Source organism: Kitasatospora sp. NPDC101176, assembly GCF_044768035.1.
GTDB lineage: Bacteria > Actinomycetota > Actinomycetes > Streptomycetales > Streptomycetaceae > Kitasatospora.
Window position 1 is genome coordinate 671,983 of record NZ_JBIWPA010000001.1, and the last position, 17,387, is coordinate 689,369.

14 protein-coding genes and 2 rRNA genes are annotated in these 17,387 nt (G+C 72.4%); 6 read left to right on the forward strand and 10 right to left on the reverse strand.

The genetic code is table 11. The features are described 5' to 3' along the window. Position 1: 1 nt before the first annotated feature. The 3 genes from ACIRS1_RS02650 to ACIRS1_RS02660 form a co-directional block, all read right to left on the reverse strand. Positions 2-1,162, reverse strand: a complete 1,161-nt coding sequence (locus ACIRS1_RS02650; protein WP_402836257.1) for a serine hydrolase domain-containing protein — start codon at positions 1,160-1,162, stop codon at positions 2-4. Between the two features lie 431 nt (positions 1,163-1,593). Next, on the reverse strand, positions 1,594-4,164 hold the full coding sequence (locus ACIRS1_RS02655) for an FtsX-like permease family protein (RefSeq protein WP_360214068.1): 2,571 nt from the start codon (positions 4,162-4,164) through the stop codon (positions 1,594-1,596). Positions 4,165-4,167: 3 nt separating this feature from the next. Next, positions 4,168-4,902, reverse strand: a complete 735-nt coding sequence (locus ACIRS1_RS02660) for an ABC transporter ATP-binding protein (protein WP_360214112.1) — start codon at positions 4,900-4,902, stop codon at positions 4,168-4,170. Positions 4,903-5,146: 244 nt separating this feature from the next. Between ACIRS1_RS02660 and ACIRS1_RS02665 the strand changes: the two genes are divergently transcribed. After that, the gene (locus ACIRS1_RS02665; RefSeq protein ID WP_360214066.1) at positions 5,147-6,487 is read left to right on the forward strand and encodes a sensor domain-containing protein; all 1,341 of its coding nucleotides are present in this window, start codon (positions 5,147-5,149) and stop codon (positions 6,485-6,487) included. Further along, on the forward strand, positions 6,475-7,119 hold the full coding sequence (locus ACIRS1_RS02670) for a response regulator (protein WP_402836259.1): 645 nt from the start codon (positions 6,475-6,477) through the stop codon (positions 7,117-7,119). The genes ACIRS1_RS02665 and ACIRS1_RS02670 overlap by 13 nt, the downstream gene beginning before the upstream one ends. 120 nt (positions 7,120-7,239) lie before the next feature. On the opposite strand, the gene ACIRS1_RS02675 is transcribed toward ACIRS1_RS02670, so the two are convergent. Genes ACIRS1_RS02675 through leuC form a run of 5 tightly spaced genes read right to left on the reverse strand, consistent with a single transcriptional unit; the run spans position 7,240 to position 12,888 of the window. Further along, the gene (locus ACIRS1_RS02675; protein ID WP_402836261.1) at positions 7,240-8,574 is read right to left on the reverse strand and encodes an MFS transporter; all 1,335 of its coding nucleotides are present in this window, start codon (positions 8,572-8,574) and stop codon (positions 7,240-7,242) included. Then, a complete protein-coding gene (locus ACIRS1_RS02680) occupies positions 8,571-9,599 on the reverse strand; it encodes a TauD/TfdA family dioxygenase (protein ID WP_360214060.1) in 1,029 nt (342 codons plus the stop codon). The genes ACIRS1_RS02675 and ACIRS1_RS02680 overlap by 4 nt, the downstream gene beginning before the upstream one ends. Then, positions 9,596-10,807, reverse strand: a complete 1,212-nt coding sequence (locus ACIRS1_RS02685; RefSeq protein WP_402836263.1) for a pyridoxal phosphate-dependent aminotransferase — start codon at positions 10,805-10,807, stop codon at positions 9,596-9,598. The genes ACIRS1_RS02680 and ACIRS1_RS02685 overlap by 4 nt, the downstream gene beginning before the upstream one ends. After that, complete coding sequence (leuD, locus tag ACIRS1_RS02690) at positions 10,804-11,451, reverse strand: 3-isopropylmalate dehydratase small subunit (protein WP_360214056.1); 648 nt, start codon at positions 11,449-11,451, stop codon at positions 10,804-10,806. Before leuD ends, ACIRS1_RS02685 begins: the two co-directional genes overlap by 4 nt. 36 nt (positions 11,452-11,487) lie before the next feature. After that, positions 11,488-12,888, reverse strand: coding sequence for a 3-isopropylmalate dehydratase large subunit (gene leuC, locus ACIRS1_RS02695; protein WP_360214054.1), 1,401 nt, complete (start codon positions 12,886-12,888; stop codon positions 11,488-11,490). A 318-nt stretch (positions 12,889-13,206) separates the two neighbouring features. Between leuC and ACIRS1_RS02700 the strand changes: the two genes are divergently transcribed. The 4 genes from ACIRS1_RS02700 (at position 13,207) to ACIRS1_RS02715 (ending at position 16,895) form a co-directional block, all read left to right on the forward strand. Further along, on the forward strand, positions 13,207-13,635 hold the full coding sequence (locus tag ACIRS1_RS02700; RefSeq protein ID WP_360214052.1) for a hypothetical protein: 429 nt from the start codon (positions 13,207-13,209) through the stop codon (positions 13,633-13,635). A gap of 760 nt (positions 13,636-14,395) precedes the next feature. Continuing rightward, positions 14,396-15,025: a hypothetical protein gene (locus ACIRS1_RS02705; RefSeq protein WP_402836266.1), complete on the forward strand. Its 630-nt coding sequence runs from the start codon at positions 14,396-14,398 to the stop codon at positions 15,023-15,025. Positions 15,026-15,142: 117 nt separating this feature from the next. Beyond that, positions 15,143-15,946, forward strand: a complete 804-nt coding sequence (locus ACIRS1_RS02710) for a winged helix-turn-helix domain-containing protein (RefSeq protein WP_360214048.1) — start codon at positions 15,143-15,145, stop codon at positions 15,944-15,946. A 289-nt stretch (positions 15,947-16,235) separates the two neighbouring features. Continuing rightward, positions 16,236-16,895 (forward strand): ATP-binding cassette domain-containing protein, encoded by a 660-nt coding sequence (locus tag ACIRS1_RS02715; protein WP_402836268.1) that lies wholly within the window; start codon positions 16,236-16,238, stop codon positions 16,893-16,895. A gap of 211 nt (positions 16,896-17,106) precedes the next feature. Here ACIRS1_RS02715 and rrf read toward each other — a convergent pair. Next, positions 17,107-17,223, reverse strand: a 5S ribosomal RNA gene (gene rrf, locus ACIRS1_RS02720). A gap of 71 nt (positions 17,224-17,294) precedes the next feature. Then, a 23S ribosomal RNA gene (locus tag ACIRS1_RS02725) occupies positions 17,295-17,387 on the reverse strand; the annotation flags it as partial.

The following is a 17,387-nucleotide window of genomic DNA, read 5'->3' on the forward strand; positions in this document are numbered from 1 at the left end:
TTCAGGCGACGCGTCGCAGGACGCGGCCGCCGAACTGCATGTGGTCCGCGCGCCCGGTCTCCGGGTCGAGCAGGAAGCGGCCGAGGTGTTCCACCTCGGGCAGCCGCGGGTGCCGGGCGGCGAAGACGCGCTCGCTCCGGCCGGTCAGGTCGTACTCCGTCCCGTCGTCGTCGACCAGGACGGTGGCGCCGGGCAGGGCGCGGTCGTCCGCCGCGGCGCCGGGGCGGATCCAGTAGACGGTCTCGCCGTTGGCCCACCGCCCGGTGCAGTCCGGCAGCTCCTGCCCGGCGCCGGCCGCGGGGGCCGGGGCGGGGCCGGGGACGTCCACGCCGTCTTCCCGGAGCAGGGCCAGCAGGTCCTGCCAGGCGCCGAGCCCGGCCGGGGAGTCGGCCTGCAGCGCGATGACGGTGCCGCGTTCCGGCTGGATCCGCAGGTGGCAGGTGGCGCCGGCGCCGACGCCGTCCAGGCCGAGCCAGCGGTCGGCGCCGTTGCCGAACCGGGCCCAGCCCAGGCCCCAGCCGTCGGCCAGGCCGAACGGCAGGGTGTCGAAGGCCTGTCGGGCCATCTCCTGGACGGCCTCCCGGTCGAGCAGGGCGGCCAGGGCGGCGGGGCGGTCGTCCAGGTGCAGCCGGGCGAAGGCGACCAGGTCGGTGACGGTCCCGGCGACGGCGGTCGCGGGGGCGAGGTCGCGCGGGTGGGCGCCGGCCGCCAGGAAGGCCGGTTCGACGCCCAGCGGCCGGAGCAGGAACTCCGTCACGGCGGTGCGCCAGCTCGTCCCGGCGACGGCCTCGACGACCTTCCCGGCGAGGGCGAACCCGGCGTTGGAGTAGGAGAAGGCCGTTCCGGGGGCGAACAGCGGCTCCGCCTCGACGGCGGCCCGCAGCCCGCCGCCGCCGGGGGCGTCGGTCACCAGTCCGGAGGAGTGGCTCAGGAAATGACGGATCGTCATGTCGAGTGCGGAGTACGGCGCTTCGTTCAGGTACTCGCCGACCGGACGGTCCAGGTCGAGGTCTCCGTCGAAGGCCAGCTGCACGGCCACCGTCGCGGTGAGGAGCTTGGTGAGCGAGGCGAACGGCAGGACGGGGGCCGCCCCGGCCTCCGCGCCCGGCCCGGCGACCCGGAGTTCGCCGGCGTCGTAGAAGGCGCACCGCAGCGTCCGCACGCCGTGTTCGCGCGCGAGCCGCCCGGCATTTTCACGCCATGACTGTGAATTCACTGAAACCCACCCACCGCATTCACCGGAATCCGAAAAAGGCGCAGCACGACAGTCCCGTTCGGCCGCGTTCGGTCCGCGGCTCGTCGGTACGGGGATTACGCAAAAGGGGAATTCGTTCTGGTGAATGCAGGCTAACACCGGGCGGCGGGGCCGGTCAGGGTCGTTAAGTTGCAGCCGAATGACCCTGGTTGCCGCACTGCGACCTGCCGTCCGACCTGCTGTCCGACCTGCTGTCCGACCTGCCGAACGACGTGCCGTCCGGCCTGCCGGGAAACCCGGCCGGAAACCCGGAAACGCCGATGGGGTCCGCGGTCGCGGACCCCATCGGCGGGTCGGTGCTGCAAAGGGTGCGGTGCGAGCCGCCCCCGTGCTCCGGACTACTCGCGCAGCCCGATGGCCTCCACCGGGCGGGCGCGCAGGGCGAGCTTGGTCGGGATCAGGACGGCGGCGGCCGCCAGGGCCGAGGTCGCCGCCACGATCGCCAGGTACAGCAGCGGGGGGATGTGCGGGACCAGCGAGCCGGTCAGCCCCAGACTGACCGTCACCAGTGGCACGATCGGCACCAGGCTGCCGACCACCACCGCGATCACGATCAGCATCAGCGTCTCGGTGCGCATCATCCGCATGACCTGTTCCGGGGTCGCCCCGACCAGCCGCAGCAGCGCGAACTCCCGTGCTCTGGCCAGTGTGGTCATCACCAGGGTGTTGGCGACGGCCACCGCGATGTACCCGAAGACCAGGACCAGTGGCAGCGCACTGCCGACCAGGCCGGCCACCCCGGCCTTCTGCTGGGCGGCGGACAGCCCGCCCTTGTCGCGGACCTGCACCCCGGGGTAGCGGTCGTTGAGCCCGGTGAGCTCGCCGATCACCTTCTTCTGGTCCGCGCCGGGCTTGACGCGCACCAGTACGGAGTCGTACATCCGGCGCGAACTGTGCTGCAGCACGGTGTCGTAGGCCAGTGTGATGTCGCCGAAGCCCAGGCCGCGCTGGTACACGGCCACCACCTTCGGCTCCAGCGTCTGCCCGTCCGGCATGTGCACCTTGACGGAGCCGCCGACGCCCGCGCCGAGCGTGGCGGACGCCCCGCTGCTGATCGCCACGGTGTCCGCGGTGAGGGCGTCCAGCGAGCCCTCGGAGACGTCCAGGTCGAGGACCCGGTCCAGGTTGCCCGTGGTGAGCCCCTGCGCCTTGTAGTCGAAGATCTCCGGGGAGCCCAGCATCTTCGTGGAGGCGAAGAGGTCGACCCGCACCGTCCCGGCCGCGGCGTCCACCCCGTCCAGGGTCCTGATGAACCCGGGCGCGCTGACCGGCAGTCCGCCGGCCTCGCTGGTCAGGGTGTAGTCGGCGACGACGCCCGCCCGCGCCTGGTCCTCGGCCGCACCCGACGTGGTGGTCGGGATGAACAGCTGCACCGAGGCGAAGCCGATGGCCATGATCAGCGGGCCGATGCCGGCGGCCAGCCGGCGGGCGTTGGCCCGGGTGTTGGCCACCGCGAGGAACCCGAGGGTGCCGAAGCGGCGCTGGAAGGGCGCGGCCATCAGCCGTGTCGCCCTGGCCACCACCGGCGGGGCCAGCATGAGGATCGCGATCACCATGATCAGCCCGCCGCTGCCGGCCCCGGCCACCGCGAAGATGCTGCCGAAGAACAGCGGCAGCAGCGACGCGCCGAAGCCGAGGACGAACAGCAGGACCCCGATGGTCACCCGCGCGCCGCCGATGCCCGGCTGCTCGGTCTGGGCCTCGCTGAGCGCCTCCACCGGCCGGATCGACACCACCCGGCGGGCCACCGCGAACGCCGCCACCTGCGCGGCGATCACCCCGATGCCCACCGCCGCGATCGCCGGGATCGGGCCGTAGGAGAACTCGAAGTCGTCGGGCAGGATGCCGATGGCCCCGAGCGCCCCGCGCAGGATGCCCGCGGCGATCATGCCGGGGAAGCAGCCCAGCACCGAGGCGACCAGCGAGATCACCAGCGCCTCGCCGGAGATCATCTTGTGGATCTGCTTGGGCGTGGCACCGACCGCGCGCAGCAGCGCCAGCTCGCGCCGCCGCTGGTGCACGCTGAGCGCCAGGGTGCTGCCCACCACCATCATGGTGATCAGCACGACGGTGCCGCCGAGCGAGCCGGCCAGCTCCTTGAGGCTGCCCCGGGCCGAGGCGACGTCGGGGTTCTCCACGCTGCTGCGCCCGTCGCCGGTGTAGACGTCGGTGCGGGCGCCCTTGAGCGCCTTCTCGATCCGGTCGGCGAGCTTGCCCGCGTTCGTGCCGCCGGGTGCCAGCACGCCGATGGCGCTGACCTGGTCGGTGCGGCCGAACAGGGTGCGCGCCTCGTCGTCGGAGAAGAACAGCGGCGGGGTGCGCAGCGCCCCGCCGCCGCCCTTGTAGGTCACGATGCCGACGACCCGGTACGAGGAGGCGTCCCGGGTGGAGGCGATCCTGACGCTGTCGCCCACCTTCACCTTGCGGTGGTCGGCGACGGACTTCTCCAGCACCACCTCACCGGCGCGCCGCGGCTCGTCGCCGGCCCGGTCGTACGGGCCGAGCGCCGCCGCGCCCCAGTTGGTGCCGTTGGTCGTCCGGTCGTCGGCGCCCTTGACGAGCTGCTCGCCGTCGTTGGAGACGACCTGCGCGGGGAAGGTGAGCACCGGCACCGCGCGGTCTACGCCCTCGGTCCGGGCCACCTTGTCGACCAGGTCGACGGGGACGCCGACGGCGTCCTTGAGGTCCTTGGACTTGCTCTTCTTGGCCTCGTGGACCGTGAAGTGCTTCTGACCGCCGACCACGACCGCGGCGCCGGAGTAGCGCTGGACCGGCACCCCGTTGCCGATGCCGGACTGCAGGATGATGCCGAAGGCCGTGATGAGCACGGACGCGCCGAACAGGGCGACGAACGCCCCGACGAATCCGGCCTTACGCTCCTTGACGGTCTGTACGACGAGCCTGAACACGACTCACCACTCCCCCAGCCGGGTCATCCGCTCGGCCACCCGGTCCGGGGTGGGGTGCGTCATCTCCTCGGCGTAGCTGCCGTCCGCGAGGAACACCACGCGGTGGGCGTAGGAGGCGGCGACCGGGTCGTGGGTCACCATGATCACGGTCTGCCCGAGGCCGTCCACCACCTCGCGCAGCAGCTGCAGCACCTGGCGGGCGGTGCGGGTGTCCAGCGCACCGGTCGGCTCGTCGGCGAAGACCACCTCCGGCCGGGCCGCCAGCGCCCGGGCGATCGCCACGCGCTGCTGCTGACCGCCGGAGAGCTCGGACGGCCGGTGGCCCATCCGGTCGGACAGTCCCACCTGCGTCACGACCTGCTGCAGCCACTGGTGGTCCGGCCGGCGGTCGGCGAGCATCAGCGGGAGCGTGATGTTGTCGGCGACGGTCAGCGCCGACATCAGGTTGTACGCCTGGAAGATGAAGCCGACCCGCTCCCGGCGCATGATCGTCAGCTCGACCTCGCTCAGCTGCGCCAGCTCCGTACCGCCCAGCACCACCGAACCGGCGTCCGGGCGGTCCAGCCCGGCCGCGCAGTGCAGGAAGGTGCTCTTGCCCGCCCCGGAGGGGCCCATCACCGCGGTGAAGGTGCCCCGGGCGAAGGCGAGGGAGAGGTCGCGCAGCGCGTGCACGGCCCCGGCGCCCTTGCCGTACGTCTTGCGGACCCCGTCGAGGCGGACCACCCAGTGCGCGTCCAGAGCGGCACTCCCGTCCGGCCGCGGCGGATTCGCGTACTCCTCCTGCGCCGCGCCCTGGAGCTCCTCCGTCCGCGCTCCCCGTGCCTTTCTGCTCACTTCCGGCCTCCACCACTCGCACGCACCACTTGACGTTCACGAAGGTAGGTCCCGCGGCAGGGCCCGGACCAGGGCACGAACTGGAGACTCGATGGTGCAGAAAAGTGCCACCCCGCGCCGGATTTGGGACGGTGGTAGGGTGATCGGGATGTTCACTCGGAAGGTTTCAGAAGCCGTACGAGGAGTTCTGGGAGCCGTACGGGCACCCGGCATCGCGGAGTTACGGCGGCTGGAACCGGAGCAGTGGATCCGCCAGACGCTGGCCCGTTTCCCTCCGGCCGCCGGCTACATGCTGCTCTGCCTGATGACCGGCCTCGCCGGTCTGGTGCTGTTCTACCTGATCGCCGTCGTCTTCGCGCTCTGCCTGGTCGGCACCGGCTTCCTGCTGCTGCCGCGGACCCTGCGGCTGCTGCGCAGCTACGCCGAGTTCCACCGCAGGCGGGTGGGGCGGCTGCTGGAGACCACGGTCCGCAGCCCCTACCGCGACCTCGAACCCGGCCGCACCGGCCCCCGCAAGCCCTCGCTGCGCGACCCGGCGGTCCGCAAGGACCTGGTCTGGCTGATCACCCACGGCGTGGTCGGCTCGGCGCTGTCCATCTTCGCCCTGAGCATCTGCGGCAACGCCTTCAACTGGCTCTCCGCACCGGTGTGGTGGAAGCTCGCCGAGAACGAGCGCAACTCCATCATCCTGATGAACGTCGACGGTTGGGCGAAGGCGTTCCTGGCACTGTTCATCGGCATCGGCTACGCCGTGGTGGCGATGGCCGCGATGCGCGGGCTGGCCCTGGTGCACGCCCGGATGTCGCGCCGGCTGCTGACCGCCCGCGCCCGGGTCGCGCTCGCCCAGCGCGTCCGCGAACTCGCGGTGACCCGCGCCGAGGCGCTGGACGCGCACGACGCCGAGCTGCGCCGGATCGAACGCGACCTGCACGACGGCGCCCAGGCCGGCATCGTGGCGGTCTCGCTGCGACTGGGCATGATCAAGCGCGCGCTGGGCCACCGCCCGGAACAGGTGCCGGAGATGGTCGACGCCGCCCAGCACCTGGCCGAGCAGGCCCTGGAGTCACTGCGCCACCTGGTCCGCGGCATCTACCCGCCGGTGCTCGCCGACCGCGGACTCACCGACGCCGTCCGGGCGCTCACCGCGCTCTGCGGGGTCCCGACCCGGATAGACATCGACGAGTCGGCCGGGGCGCCGCCGCGCGCGCCCGCCGCGGCCGAGGCGGCCGCCTACTTCGTGATCTCCGAGGCGCTCACCAACATCGCCAAGCACAGCGGCGCCCGCAGCGCCCTGGTGTGGCTGCGGATCGCCCCGGAGGCGATCTCTATCCGGGTCGAGGACGACGGCAAGGGCGGCGCCACCGAGGGCGCCGGAAGTGGGATCCTCGGACTCCGGCGGCGGGTCGCCGCATTCGACGGGACCACCGAGCTGTTCAGCCCGACCGGGGGCCCGACCGTACTGAAGGTGGAGATTCCATGCGGATCCTGATCGCCGAGGACAACGCCCTGCTCCGTGAGGGGCTGGTGCTGCTGCTCAACAGCGAGGGCCACGAGGTGTGCACCACCGTGGACAACGGGGACGACCTGCTGCCCGCGCTGCTCGAACACCGCCCGGACGTCGCCGTGGTGGACGTCCGGCTGCCGCCCACCTTCCGCGACGAGGGCCTGCGGGCCGTGGTCGAGGCCCGCAAGCAACTGCCCACCCTGCCCGTCCTGGTGCTCTCCCAGTACGTCGAACGGGCTTACGCCACCGAGCTTCTGGCGCAGAGCGCCTCCGGGGTCGGCTACCTGCTCAAGGACCGGGTGGGGCGCGCCGAGGAGTTCCTGCAGGCGCTGGAGCGGGTCGCCGACGGCGGCACCGCGATGGACCCCGAGGTCATCTCGCAGCTGATGGTCCGCCGGGCCGGCGACGACCCGCTCTCCTCGCTGACCCAGCGCGAACGCGAGGTGCTGGCCCTGATGGCGGAGGGGCGCAACAACGGCACCATCGCCGAGATGCTGTTCATCGCCGAGAGCTCGGTGAACAAGCACATCGGCAACATCTTCTCCAAGCTGGACATGCCGACGCCGGACAGCGGGCACCGCCGGGTCCTCGCGGTGCTGACGTACCTCCGGGCCTGACGGACCGCCAGAACGGTGACGGGCTGCGAACGTCAGGGCGGTACGGGCGAAGACGGACAGGGGCGGCGCCGTTCGGGCGCCGCCCCTGTCCGCTGTTCCCCGGACCTCGGATCCCGGGCCTCAACTCCCGGGCGGATGCCCCCGGTCGTCGGGCAGGGCGGGGAAGGCGCGCACCGCGGGGGTGGCGGCGACGCCGAGTGCGATCAGCAGGAACGCCGCCGCACAGCTCAACACGGTGGGCACCCCGTGCACGGTCTCCAGCAGCAGCCCGGACAGCAGCGGGCCCAGCGCCGCCGCGGCGCCCATCGACACCCCGATCAGACCGGCCAGCCGGCCGCGCATGGCGTCCGGGGTGACCATCATCTGGTGGCCGGCCACCAGCGCGGTCGCGGTCGGCGCCAGGAACGCCGCCGCGCCCAACACCAGCCCGGCCGGCCAGCCCGTCGGCACCACCGCGAGCAGCGGCACCAGGGCGGCGCTCGCCCAGGTCAGCACCATCAGCGCGGTGAACGGGGTGAGCGAGCGGCGCAGCACTCCGGCCGACAGCGCGCCCAGCACGCCGCCCGCGCCGATCAGCGCACCGATGGCCCCGATCTCGGCGCCGGACCGGCCGTCCTGCTGCGCCATCACCACCACGGTGATCAGCAGGCCGCTGAACACCAGGTTGAAGGCGGTGCCGAGCAGCACGGTGGCCCGCACCGGCCGGTTGCCGCGCAGCCAGCGCAGCCCGGCGGCCATCGCCTGCAGGGTGCTCTCCTGCGGCCCCTCGCCGGGCCCGTCGGCGGCGTCCCCGCGGCCGGCGTCCGCGCCGTCCGCGGCGGGCCGCGGCGCCGGCGCGCGCAGGAACAGCAGCGTCACGAAGGCGAGCGCCGAGGTGACGGCCTGGGTGAGGAACGGCAGCAACCGCTGGACGCCGTACAGGAATCCGCCGATCCCCGGGCCCACGATGGTCGCCAGGTAGTAGCGGGCGGTGTTGCGGGTCACCGCGTCGGCCAGTTGCGAGGCCGGCACGACGCCCGGCAGCAGCGCCTGGTCGGCGGTGCCGAACAGGGAGGTGCAGACCCCCTCGACGACCGCCACCACCAGGATCACCGCCAGCGGCGCGTGCCCCAGCGCCACCAGGAGCGCCAGCAGGCCCAGGGCCACGGCCCGCCCGAGCTCCGAGACCAGCATCAGCGCCTTGCGGCTGACCCGGTCCGCGAGCGCGCCGGCCGGCAGCGCGGCCAGCGCCCGCGAGCCCGCGATCGCGAACTCCGCCAGCGAGGCCTCGAACGCGGAGCCGCCGAGGCCCAGCACCAATAGCGGGTAGGCGATCAGCGTGCCCTGCGCGCCCAGCTGGGAGACCACGTTCGCGGTCCACAACAGGTTGTACTCGCGGTTGCGGGCGAGCGGCGGCGGGCCCGGCTCGGCGGCCACCGCGTCGGCGGCGTCGGCCGTCGTGCCGGCCGCGGTCACCGCGGCGCGGTCGGCAGCGCCACCGCCGGCGCCGACGTCCGCTCCACCGGGCGGAGCTCCGACCAGGCGTGCGCCCCGGCCATGCTGACGAACAGGTCGCGCGGCGGGACGAACGGCGCCCGCCCGTGCGCCACGCTGATGTTGTCCACGACCAGCACCTCACCGGTGTGCACGTTGACGTCGACCTGCTGCTCCCGGTACGCGGCCTGCAGCTGGTGCACCACCTCGTCCGGGATCTCGCTGCCGTCCGCGTGGAAGGTGTTGGTCGGCATGCCCCACGGGCCGTACTCCTCCAGGAGGAAGTCGGCGACGTCCTCGCGCAGGGTGCGGGCGTGGAAGAAGGTCAGGTGGTTGAACCAGGAGCGGACGCCGGTCTCCGGGTGGGCGGCGACCGCCCAGCGCAGCTGGCGGGTCCGCAGGTGGTTGCGCTCCAGCCACTCCAGTTCGATCCGGTTGGCGTCGCAGTAGGCCTTGACCTCGTCCGGGTCGCTGGTGCCGAACGCCTCCTGCCAGGAGAGGCCCAGGCCGGGGCGGAAGTTGCGGACCAGCAGGTACCCCTCGCGCTCGAAGCGCTCGGCGGTCTCCCGGGGCAGCCCGCGGTACAGGGCGCGGCAGTCGGCCAGCAGGCTGGCGCCGCCGTCGGGCGACTCCTGCCGGCAGAAGAAGAACAGGTAGCGCGGAACGTTCAGGTTGTACGACTGCTCGGTGTGGAGGAAGATCTCCTCGGTCGCCGGGTGGTCGGTCGCGGTGAACACCCCGGGGTGCAGCTCGGTGCGCGGCGAGGAGCGCTCGGTGTAGTCGAGCGGCCGGCCGACCACGGCGTTGACGAAGGTGTCCAGCTCCGGCCACTCCTGCCAGTCGAAGCCGCTGAGCACCACCGCCCCGTGCTCGGTGATCCGCTCGCGGATGAACGACCCCTGCTCCCGGCCGAGGTCGACCAGCCGGTTGCCCGTGGTGTCGGCGGAGATCCCGAGGACCAACCCGTCGTACCGCGCTTCGGTCGAGATGCTGATGGCGGTTGTCACTGGGTGACTCCCTTCTGCGGGCTGCGGGCGCGAAGCCGCTCGGCAGCGGTGTCGAGGGTGTGGAGCGGACGGTTGAACGCGACCCGGACGTAGCGCTCGCCGTCGGCCGGGTCGAGGAAGAACGAGGTGCCCGGCGCCACCAGCACGCCGGTCTCGGCGAGCAGCGTGCGCACGAACCGCGGGCTGGGCTCGTCGGTCAGCCCGTCGATCCGGGCCAGCACGTAGCAGCCGCCGGCCGGCCGGGTGAGGGCGAAGCCCGCGTCCCGCAGCAGGGCCACGGTGCGGTCGCGCCGTTCGCGCATCCCCGCCGCGTGGTCCCAGCGGTCCGGCAGCAGCAGGTCCGCGTCGGCCGCGGCGTGCTGCAGGGCGGCGGCGGCGCCGCCGGTGGTCGCCACGTGCACCTTGCGCAGCAGCGCGGTCAGGGGCGGCGCCGCACGCAGGAAGCCGAGCCGCCAGCCGCTGACCGAGTGGCTCTTGGAGAGGCTGCCGACCACCACCGACCGGTCGGCCAGGCCCTCGACCTCGGCGACCGAGCGGTAGCCGGCCGACTCGTAGACGTAGCCCGCGTACACCTCGTCCGAGACGACGGTGGCGTTCCAGCGGCCGCAGAGCTCGGCGAGCAGCTCCAGGGTGGCGCGGTCCAGGACCGCCCCGGTGGGGTTGGCCGGGCTGTTCACGATCACCGCGCGGGTGCGCGGGCCGAACGCCGCCGCCAGCTCCTCCGGGTCGACGCCCCAGTCGGACTCGCGCAGCCGCACCGGTCGCGGACGCGCGCCGGTGAGCGCGACGGCGCTGAGGAAGTTCTCGTAGAAGGGCTCGAAGACGATCACCTCGTCGCCCGGGTCGACCAGCGAGAGCAGCGCGACGGCCAGGCCCTCGCTGCCGCCGACGGTGACGGTGATCTCACCGACCGGGTCGGGCGCCCCGGGCAGCGCGGCGGCGATCCGCTCGCGCAGGGCGAGCAGGCCGGCCGGGTCCTGGTACTGGTGGACCCCGCGGCGCAGCGCGGCCACCGCCGCCTCGACCAGCCCGGGCGGCGTGTCCGGGTAGGCCGGGGTTCCGACGGCGAGGTCGACGGTGCCCGGCGGCAGCCCCTCCAGGAGCAGCGCGGCCAGTCCGCCGCCGGGCATCGCGTCCACCCGCCCGGCGCCCACCGGGCGGGCCGCGGGATCGGGCCGGCCGGCGTCGCGGTGCGCGGTGGCGGTCATCGGGCCGCCCCCGCCACCGCGTCGGCAGGCTGCTGCCGCGCACGGTCGAAGGCGCCGCGCGGGATCTCCGGCAGCCAGGCCGGGCGGCGGGCCTCGTAGGCCGCGATGGCGGCGTCCTGCAGCAGCGTCTCGGCGATCACGTCCTGTCCCTCCAGCAGCCGGGCCCGGGCCCGGTCGTCCACGGTGAACGGGTGCTCGCCGCCGGGCCAGCGCAGCAGGCCGGCCCGCAGGTCCACGGTGACCGTCAGGCCCCCGGCGGACTCGGCGAGGTCCATCAGCGGCTCGACCACCGGGGTCGGCAGGTCGACGGGGACGAGCCCGTTGTTGAGGGCGTTGCGGCGGAAGATGTCACCGAAGCCGGTGGCCACGACCGCGCGGAAGCCCCCGTCGCGCAGCGCCCACACCGCGTGCTCCCGGGAGCTGCCGATGCCGAAGTCCCGGCCGGCCAGCAGGACGGTCGCGCCCGCGTGCCGGGGCTCCTCCAGGACGAAGCCGCCCTGGGCCCGCCAGCGCGCGAACAGCCCGTCCTGGTAACCGGACTTGGTGACCCGCTTGCAGAACTCTCCGGGCAGGATCTGGTCGGTGTCGATGTCGTCGCGGCGCAGGGCGACCGCGCGTCCGTGGTGTTCCACGAAGGGTTCCATGCTGTGCTGTCCTCTCTCCGGCCGGGCCGGGGGCGGTCAGGCCAGGTCGGCGGGGGCCGCGAGGCGCCCGGCCACCGCCGTGGCGGCGGCGACCGCCGGCGACACCAGGTGGGTGCGGGCCCGCGCGCCCTGCCGGCCTTCGAAGTTGCGGTTCGAGGTGGAGGCGCAGCGCTCGACGCCCTCGAGACGGTCCGTGTTCATGCCCAGGCACATCGAGCAGCCGGGCAGGCGCCACTCGGCACCGGCGGCCAGGAAGACCTCGTGCAGCCCCTCCGCCTCGGCCTCGGCGCGCACCTGCATCGAGCCGGGGACGACCAGCATCCTGGTCCCGTCGGCGACGCTGCGCCCGCGCAGCACGCCGGCCGCGGAGCGCAGGTCCTCGAGCCGGCCGTTGGTGCAGGAGCCGAGGAAGACCACGTCGATGGCGAGGTCCCGCATCGGGGTGCCGGGCCGCAGCCCCATGTACTCCAGCGCCCTTTCGGCGGAGGCGAGTTCGAGCGGGTCGGCGAAGCCGCGCGGGTCCGGGACGACGTCGGCCAGCGGCACGGTCTGGGCGGGGTTGGTGCCCCAGGTGACGAGCGGGGTCAGCGCGCTCACGTCGAGCTCGACGGTACGGTCGAACACCGCGCCGGGGTCGGTGACCAGGGTGGCCCAGTCGGCGACGGCCTCGTCCCAGCGCGCCCCGGTGGGGGCGTGCGGGCGGCCGCGCAGGTACTCCAGGGTGGTGTCGTCGGGTGCGACGATCCCGGCCCGGGCACCGGCCTCGATGCTCATGTTGCAGAGCGTCATCCGGGCCTCCATGGACAGCCCGCGGACCGCCTCGCCGCGGTACTCGATGAGGTGGCCCTGCGCCCCGTTGGCGCCGATCCGGGCGATCAGTGCGAGGATCAGCTCCTTCGCCCCCACCTCCGCGGGGAGCCGGCCGGTGAACTCGACGGCGAGCGTGCGCGGCCGGGCGATCTCCAGGCACTGGGTGGCCAGCACGTGCTCGACGTCGCTGGTGCCGATGCCGAAGGCGAGCGCGCCGAAGGCCCCGTGGGTGGCGGTGTGGCTGTCTCCGCAGACGATCGTCATGCCGGGCTGGACCAGGCCGAGTTCGGGCCCGACGACGTGCACGATGCCCTGTCGCCGGTGTCCCACCGAGTAGAGCTCGACGCCCTGTTCGGCGCAGTTGCGGCGCAGCGTCCGCAGCTGGACGAGGCTCACCGGGTCGAGGACCGCGTCGGGCGTGGTGGCCACGTTGTGGTCCTCCAGCGCCAGGGTGAGCCCCGGGCGCCGGACGCCGCGTCCGGCCAGTCGCAGCCCGTCGAAGGCCTGCGGCGAGGTGGCCTCGTGGGTCAGGTGCAGGTCGATGTAGAGGAGGTCCGGTCCGCCGGGCCGGGAGGCCACCACGTGGCGCTCCCACAGCTTCTCCGCGAGTGTCCGTGCTGGGCCCATCGTCGTCCCTCTCTCCTGCGCTCCCCGTGCAGCACGGCCCTGGGGCGGAACCCCGGGTACCGCCCGTCGCCCCGGCCGTACGGATCTCAGCCTCCATGTCCGCGCCCACCCCCCACCACGTCTTTAAGCGGGGCCGAAAACGCGCAGGACAGTCGCCGGCGTGCACGAAGAAAGGTGCAGAGAACTGCACCTTCGATCGGAAGTAAGCCCCCATGAAAACCACTTCGCCGGGCGTCAGGATGGAGTCATCCGACGGCGGCAGCGACGCCGGGAGGACGGGCACATCACATCGGATCCCACGGGAGCCAGGGAGGAAGCATGCACCCCACGCGGAGGAGCCGCGGGGCCGGGCCAGGAGGCCGGCGGAGCAGAACAGCGGTTCTGGCCCTGGCCGCCGCGCTCCTGGTCGGCGCGGGAACGTCCGCCTGCGAGGTCAGCACCAAGGCGGCCGACCGGATCGAGCTGTGCGCGAAGATCTTCGGCAAGACCTTCACCGACCCGTTCCCCGACAACGTGGACGAGGCCCGCAAGAAGATGCGCGAGCGGGCCGACGAGCTCGACGGGCTGTCCAAACAGGCGCCCGACGACAAGCTCCGCGACGCGATCCACTCGACCGCCGAGAAGATGCGCAACGCCGACATCCGGGAGAAGGGTACGGCGCGCACCGTGGTGGGTTACATCGGAGAGCAGAACGACCGCATCAAGGAACTGCGCCAGACCTGCCTCGACCACCACGACTACCCGTGAGGACTGGTCTTCCGAACCAGCGTCACCGCCGGCGTTCCCGTCGAGCGCCGCGGTGAACCCAGACCGGAATCGGTGAACAGGGCACAAACAGTTCCCGCACCGATTCCCTTGGCCGGGCCCCTCGTTGGGTCCCCCGTCTTCCGAGGGGCCCGGCCGTAAACCTCCCCGTACCAATACAAGCCAGGAGCAGTCATGCCCGATTCGACCGGCTGGAAGCCCACTAAGGAACGCCCCATGTGGCCCTGGGTCGTCCTCGCCGTGGTCGCCGTTGGCGTTCTGATCAACGTGCTCATCACGCTCTGACGGGACATCGGTCCCGCGCCGGAGGAACTTCCGCGCTCTTGGCTGGTCCGCCGAGGGCGCGGACCCGTGTCCGGACCCGGGTGCGTCACCGCGTCCGGCCCCGCGGAGGGGCCCGCGCCGATCGCCCCACCGGCCCCTCCGGCCCCTCTCGTCACTTCCGCCCCTGGGGTCACGACCGCCTCGGGAGGCGGGCGGAGCGAGTCGAGTCCGCTATCCGGATCAGGTGCAGAGAACTGCACCTTCGAACTGGCGAAGACTCGACTGTCACCCCCCTAAAGTGCGACGTAGCGTAGTAGGTACGGGAACGGGCATGGCCATGCCGACCTTGCGGAACCGCAGGGTCGGCTTTCCACCTCACCGTGGATCCCGTTCCCGACCCGCACACATCAACGGCATTCATGGGGGACTCGTGCCACGTCTGCACTTCACGTCGGCAAGCCTGTTGAGAACGCGTATCATGCCGACCCCTGACTGGGTCAGCGAATCACTCTTCGCCCTGGACCTGCTCGCCTCCCGACACCGCCAGTCGAAACGCCGGCTGCGATGGCATAAAACCCGCCCTGCGGGCCCGGCGCGCCGGCTCGCCCCGGCCCACCGCCTGGGCTCCACCCGGCGGCTCGTCGAACTCGCCCGGACCATCCGCCCGTTCCCCGACATGGACACCATGATCCGGCGCGCCCGACAGGGCGGGACCAGCGCCGACACCCGCCTCCTGCGGGACCTGGAGTCCTTCTACCGCATCATGGTCGCCCCCCACTGGGACGTCATCTCGCACACCGTCCAGAGCGAGCGCACGAAGCGGCTGGAAATCCTCCAGGACTGCGGCGCGCGAAGCCTGTTGAGCACCCTCCACCCGACGCTCCGGCTGTCCACCTGCTCGCTGGAGATTCCCGGGCAGAGCGAGGACCGGCGGCTGGAGGACGTCGGGCTGACGATCGCCCCGTCCTACTTCCTGGCGCCGGATTCCCCGGTCCTGGTGGACGACCACGCCATTGCCGACGGACCGACGCTCTTCTATCCGATTCTCCCCGACGAGCCCGACCGTGCGTCCGAGGACGTGATCGAAGCAGCCGCCATGCCGGCCTGAGAACGATTACCTCCGATCACGAACGCGTCGGACCTCAAGGGGGACTTGGCAATGCGACGCATATTCTTCAGTCCGGCAAGTCTGGCCAAAGTGTCGTCGGCCGCACATCCGGATCCGATGAGAGAGGCACTGTGCGCACTGGAAACCTTCGCCACGGGCGGCGGAGGACCGGTTTTCCATTCCTGGCGCCGCCGGGTCGCGGGTGAACGGGACGGCCGGGCACTGGCCGAACTCGCCCGCACCGTACGACCTTTCCCGGACCTCTACCGAATTCTCGAACACTCCGCCTCGGCCGGCTCCGGAACCGACTTCCGACCGCGCGTCCTGCGCGATCTGGAGACATTCCACCGCATCGCGGTCGAGCCGTACTGGAGCCAGGTCTCGACCCTCCTGGAGGTGGACCGCAACGCCCGGGCGCAGATCATGATGAGCGGCGGGGTCGACCAGCTGCTCAGCACGCTCCACCCGGCGATCCGCTGGCGCCCGCCGGTCCTGGAGGTCCCCGGCACCGGGAACGACATCAAGCTCGAGGCGACCGGCCTGGAGATCGCCCCGTCGCTGTTCCTGTTCTCCCGGTCGCCGATCCTCATCGAGCAGCAGGGCAACCGCCCCCTGCTGCTGCTCTACCCCATCCCGGTCCCCCGCGAGCGGGAGAACCTGTGGGATCCGGCGCCCGACGGCGACCAGGCCCTGGGAGCCCTCCTGGGGCGCACCAGGGCGGCCGTCCTGCAGGTCCTGACGACCACCTGCACCACCACCGAGGTCGGCGAGCTGGTGGGCATCTCCACGGCCGCCGCGAGCCAGCACACCGCCGTCCTGCGGGCCGCCGGCCTCATCACCACGCTGCGCTCGCTCAACAAGGTCCACCACACCCTGACCCCGCTGGGCGGGGCCCTTCTGCGCGGAGATCCGCTGGTCTGACTAATTCTCTGACAATTCGCCCTATTCCGACGATCCCCGAACCGACGAACCGGCGGCACCACCACCGGCACGATCCTGATCCGGCACGCATGGTCTAGGAAAGTGCACCATACAAACGGATGCGGGCAGCATGGCCTAAACCCATTACGAGCGAGTAGGTTCGGGGCATGCAAGCACGATGCCTTGTCGCCGCACGCATCATTTACGGAAGCCTGGGAGCGGATTCATGATGGGAGGAGCACCGGCCGAGCGGGAAGCCGCACCTGGCTGTGCCGTCACGCTGGAAAACGTGTCGAAAATCCACCCGGGCACGAACGGTCCCACGGCGGTGCTGCGCGAGTTCTCGCTCGGTGTTCGAAAAGGACGCTTCTGCGCCGTCATGGGGGACGAACGCGCCAGCACCACGGCGCTGCTGGAGTGCATGGCCGGCCTCACCACCCCGTCCACCGGCACGGTCCACTGGGCCGACGGTGAACGGGGTGCCGTCGGCGCGCTCTGGGGCCAACACGAGCCCGTCCACCCGAACGTGACGGTCCGTGAGTTCGTCGACCCGGGCACCCCCCGGCTCGGCCGCCGCCAGGCCTGGCAGATCAGCCGGGTCACCCGGCTCTGGTTCTGGCGGCGGCCGCTGCGCAAGCTCGGCCGGGCACAGCAGCACAACGCGATGCTGGCCCGCCTGCTGGCCGGCTCACCACGGCTGCTCCTGGTCGACGCCCCCGGACACGACGACTCGCCCGAACTCGCGCGCGCCGTCGGCGCCTCGCTGCGCCGCGCGGTCCAGGCTCTCGACGTCACGGCGGTCCTCGTCACCACCGACCCCGAAGCCGCCGCCAGCGCCGACAGCGTCGTCTTCCTCCACAACGGCCGCCTCGCCGACGCCCTCGGCCCGTCGACGCCGGCCGAGATCGCCGAGTGCCTCCGGCAGCTCCGCAGATCCACGACCCCCTGAACCACCCGCGCCTCCCCGGCGCCCACCCTCCCGGCGCCTCCGCGGCCGCAGCGCCCCCTCTCCGGCACCTCCCCCGCCGGACCCGGCCCGGCCCACCCCCACCGGAAGGCCCCGCGGCGTCCTCCCCCCGCGGCTCCCCCACGCCCGGTCCGCGCGCGGAAATGCAGAAAACCCCCGCCGGATATCCCGGCGAGGGTTTTCTCGAAGAATTGTTCGGCGGCGTCCTACTCTCCCACAGGGTCCCCCCTGCAGTACCATCGGCGCTGTGAGGCTTAGCTTCCGGGTTCGGAATGTAACCGGGCGTTTCCCTCACGCTATGACCACCGAAACACTATGAAACTGTCGACCCGCCGACAAGGCGGTCGTTGTTTCAGAACAACACAGTGGACGCGAGCAACTGAGGACAAGCCCTCGGCCTATTAGTACCGGTCAACTCCACCCCTCACAGGGCTTCCATATCCGGCCTATCAACCCAGTCGTCTACTGGGAGCC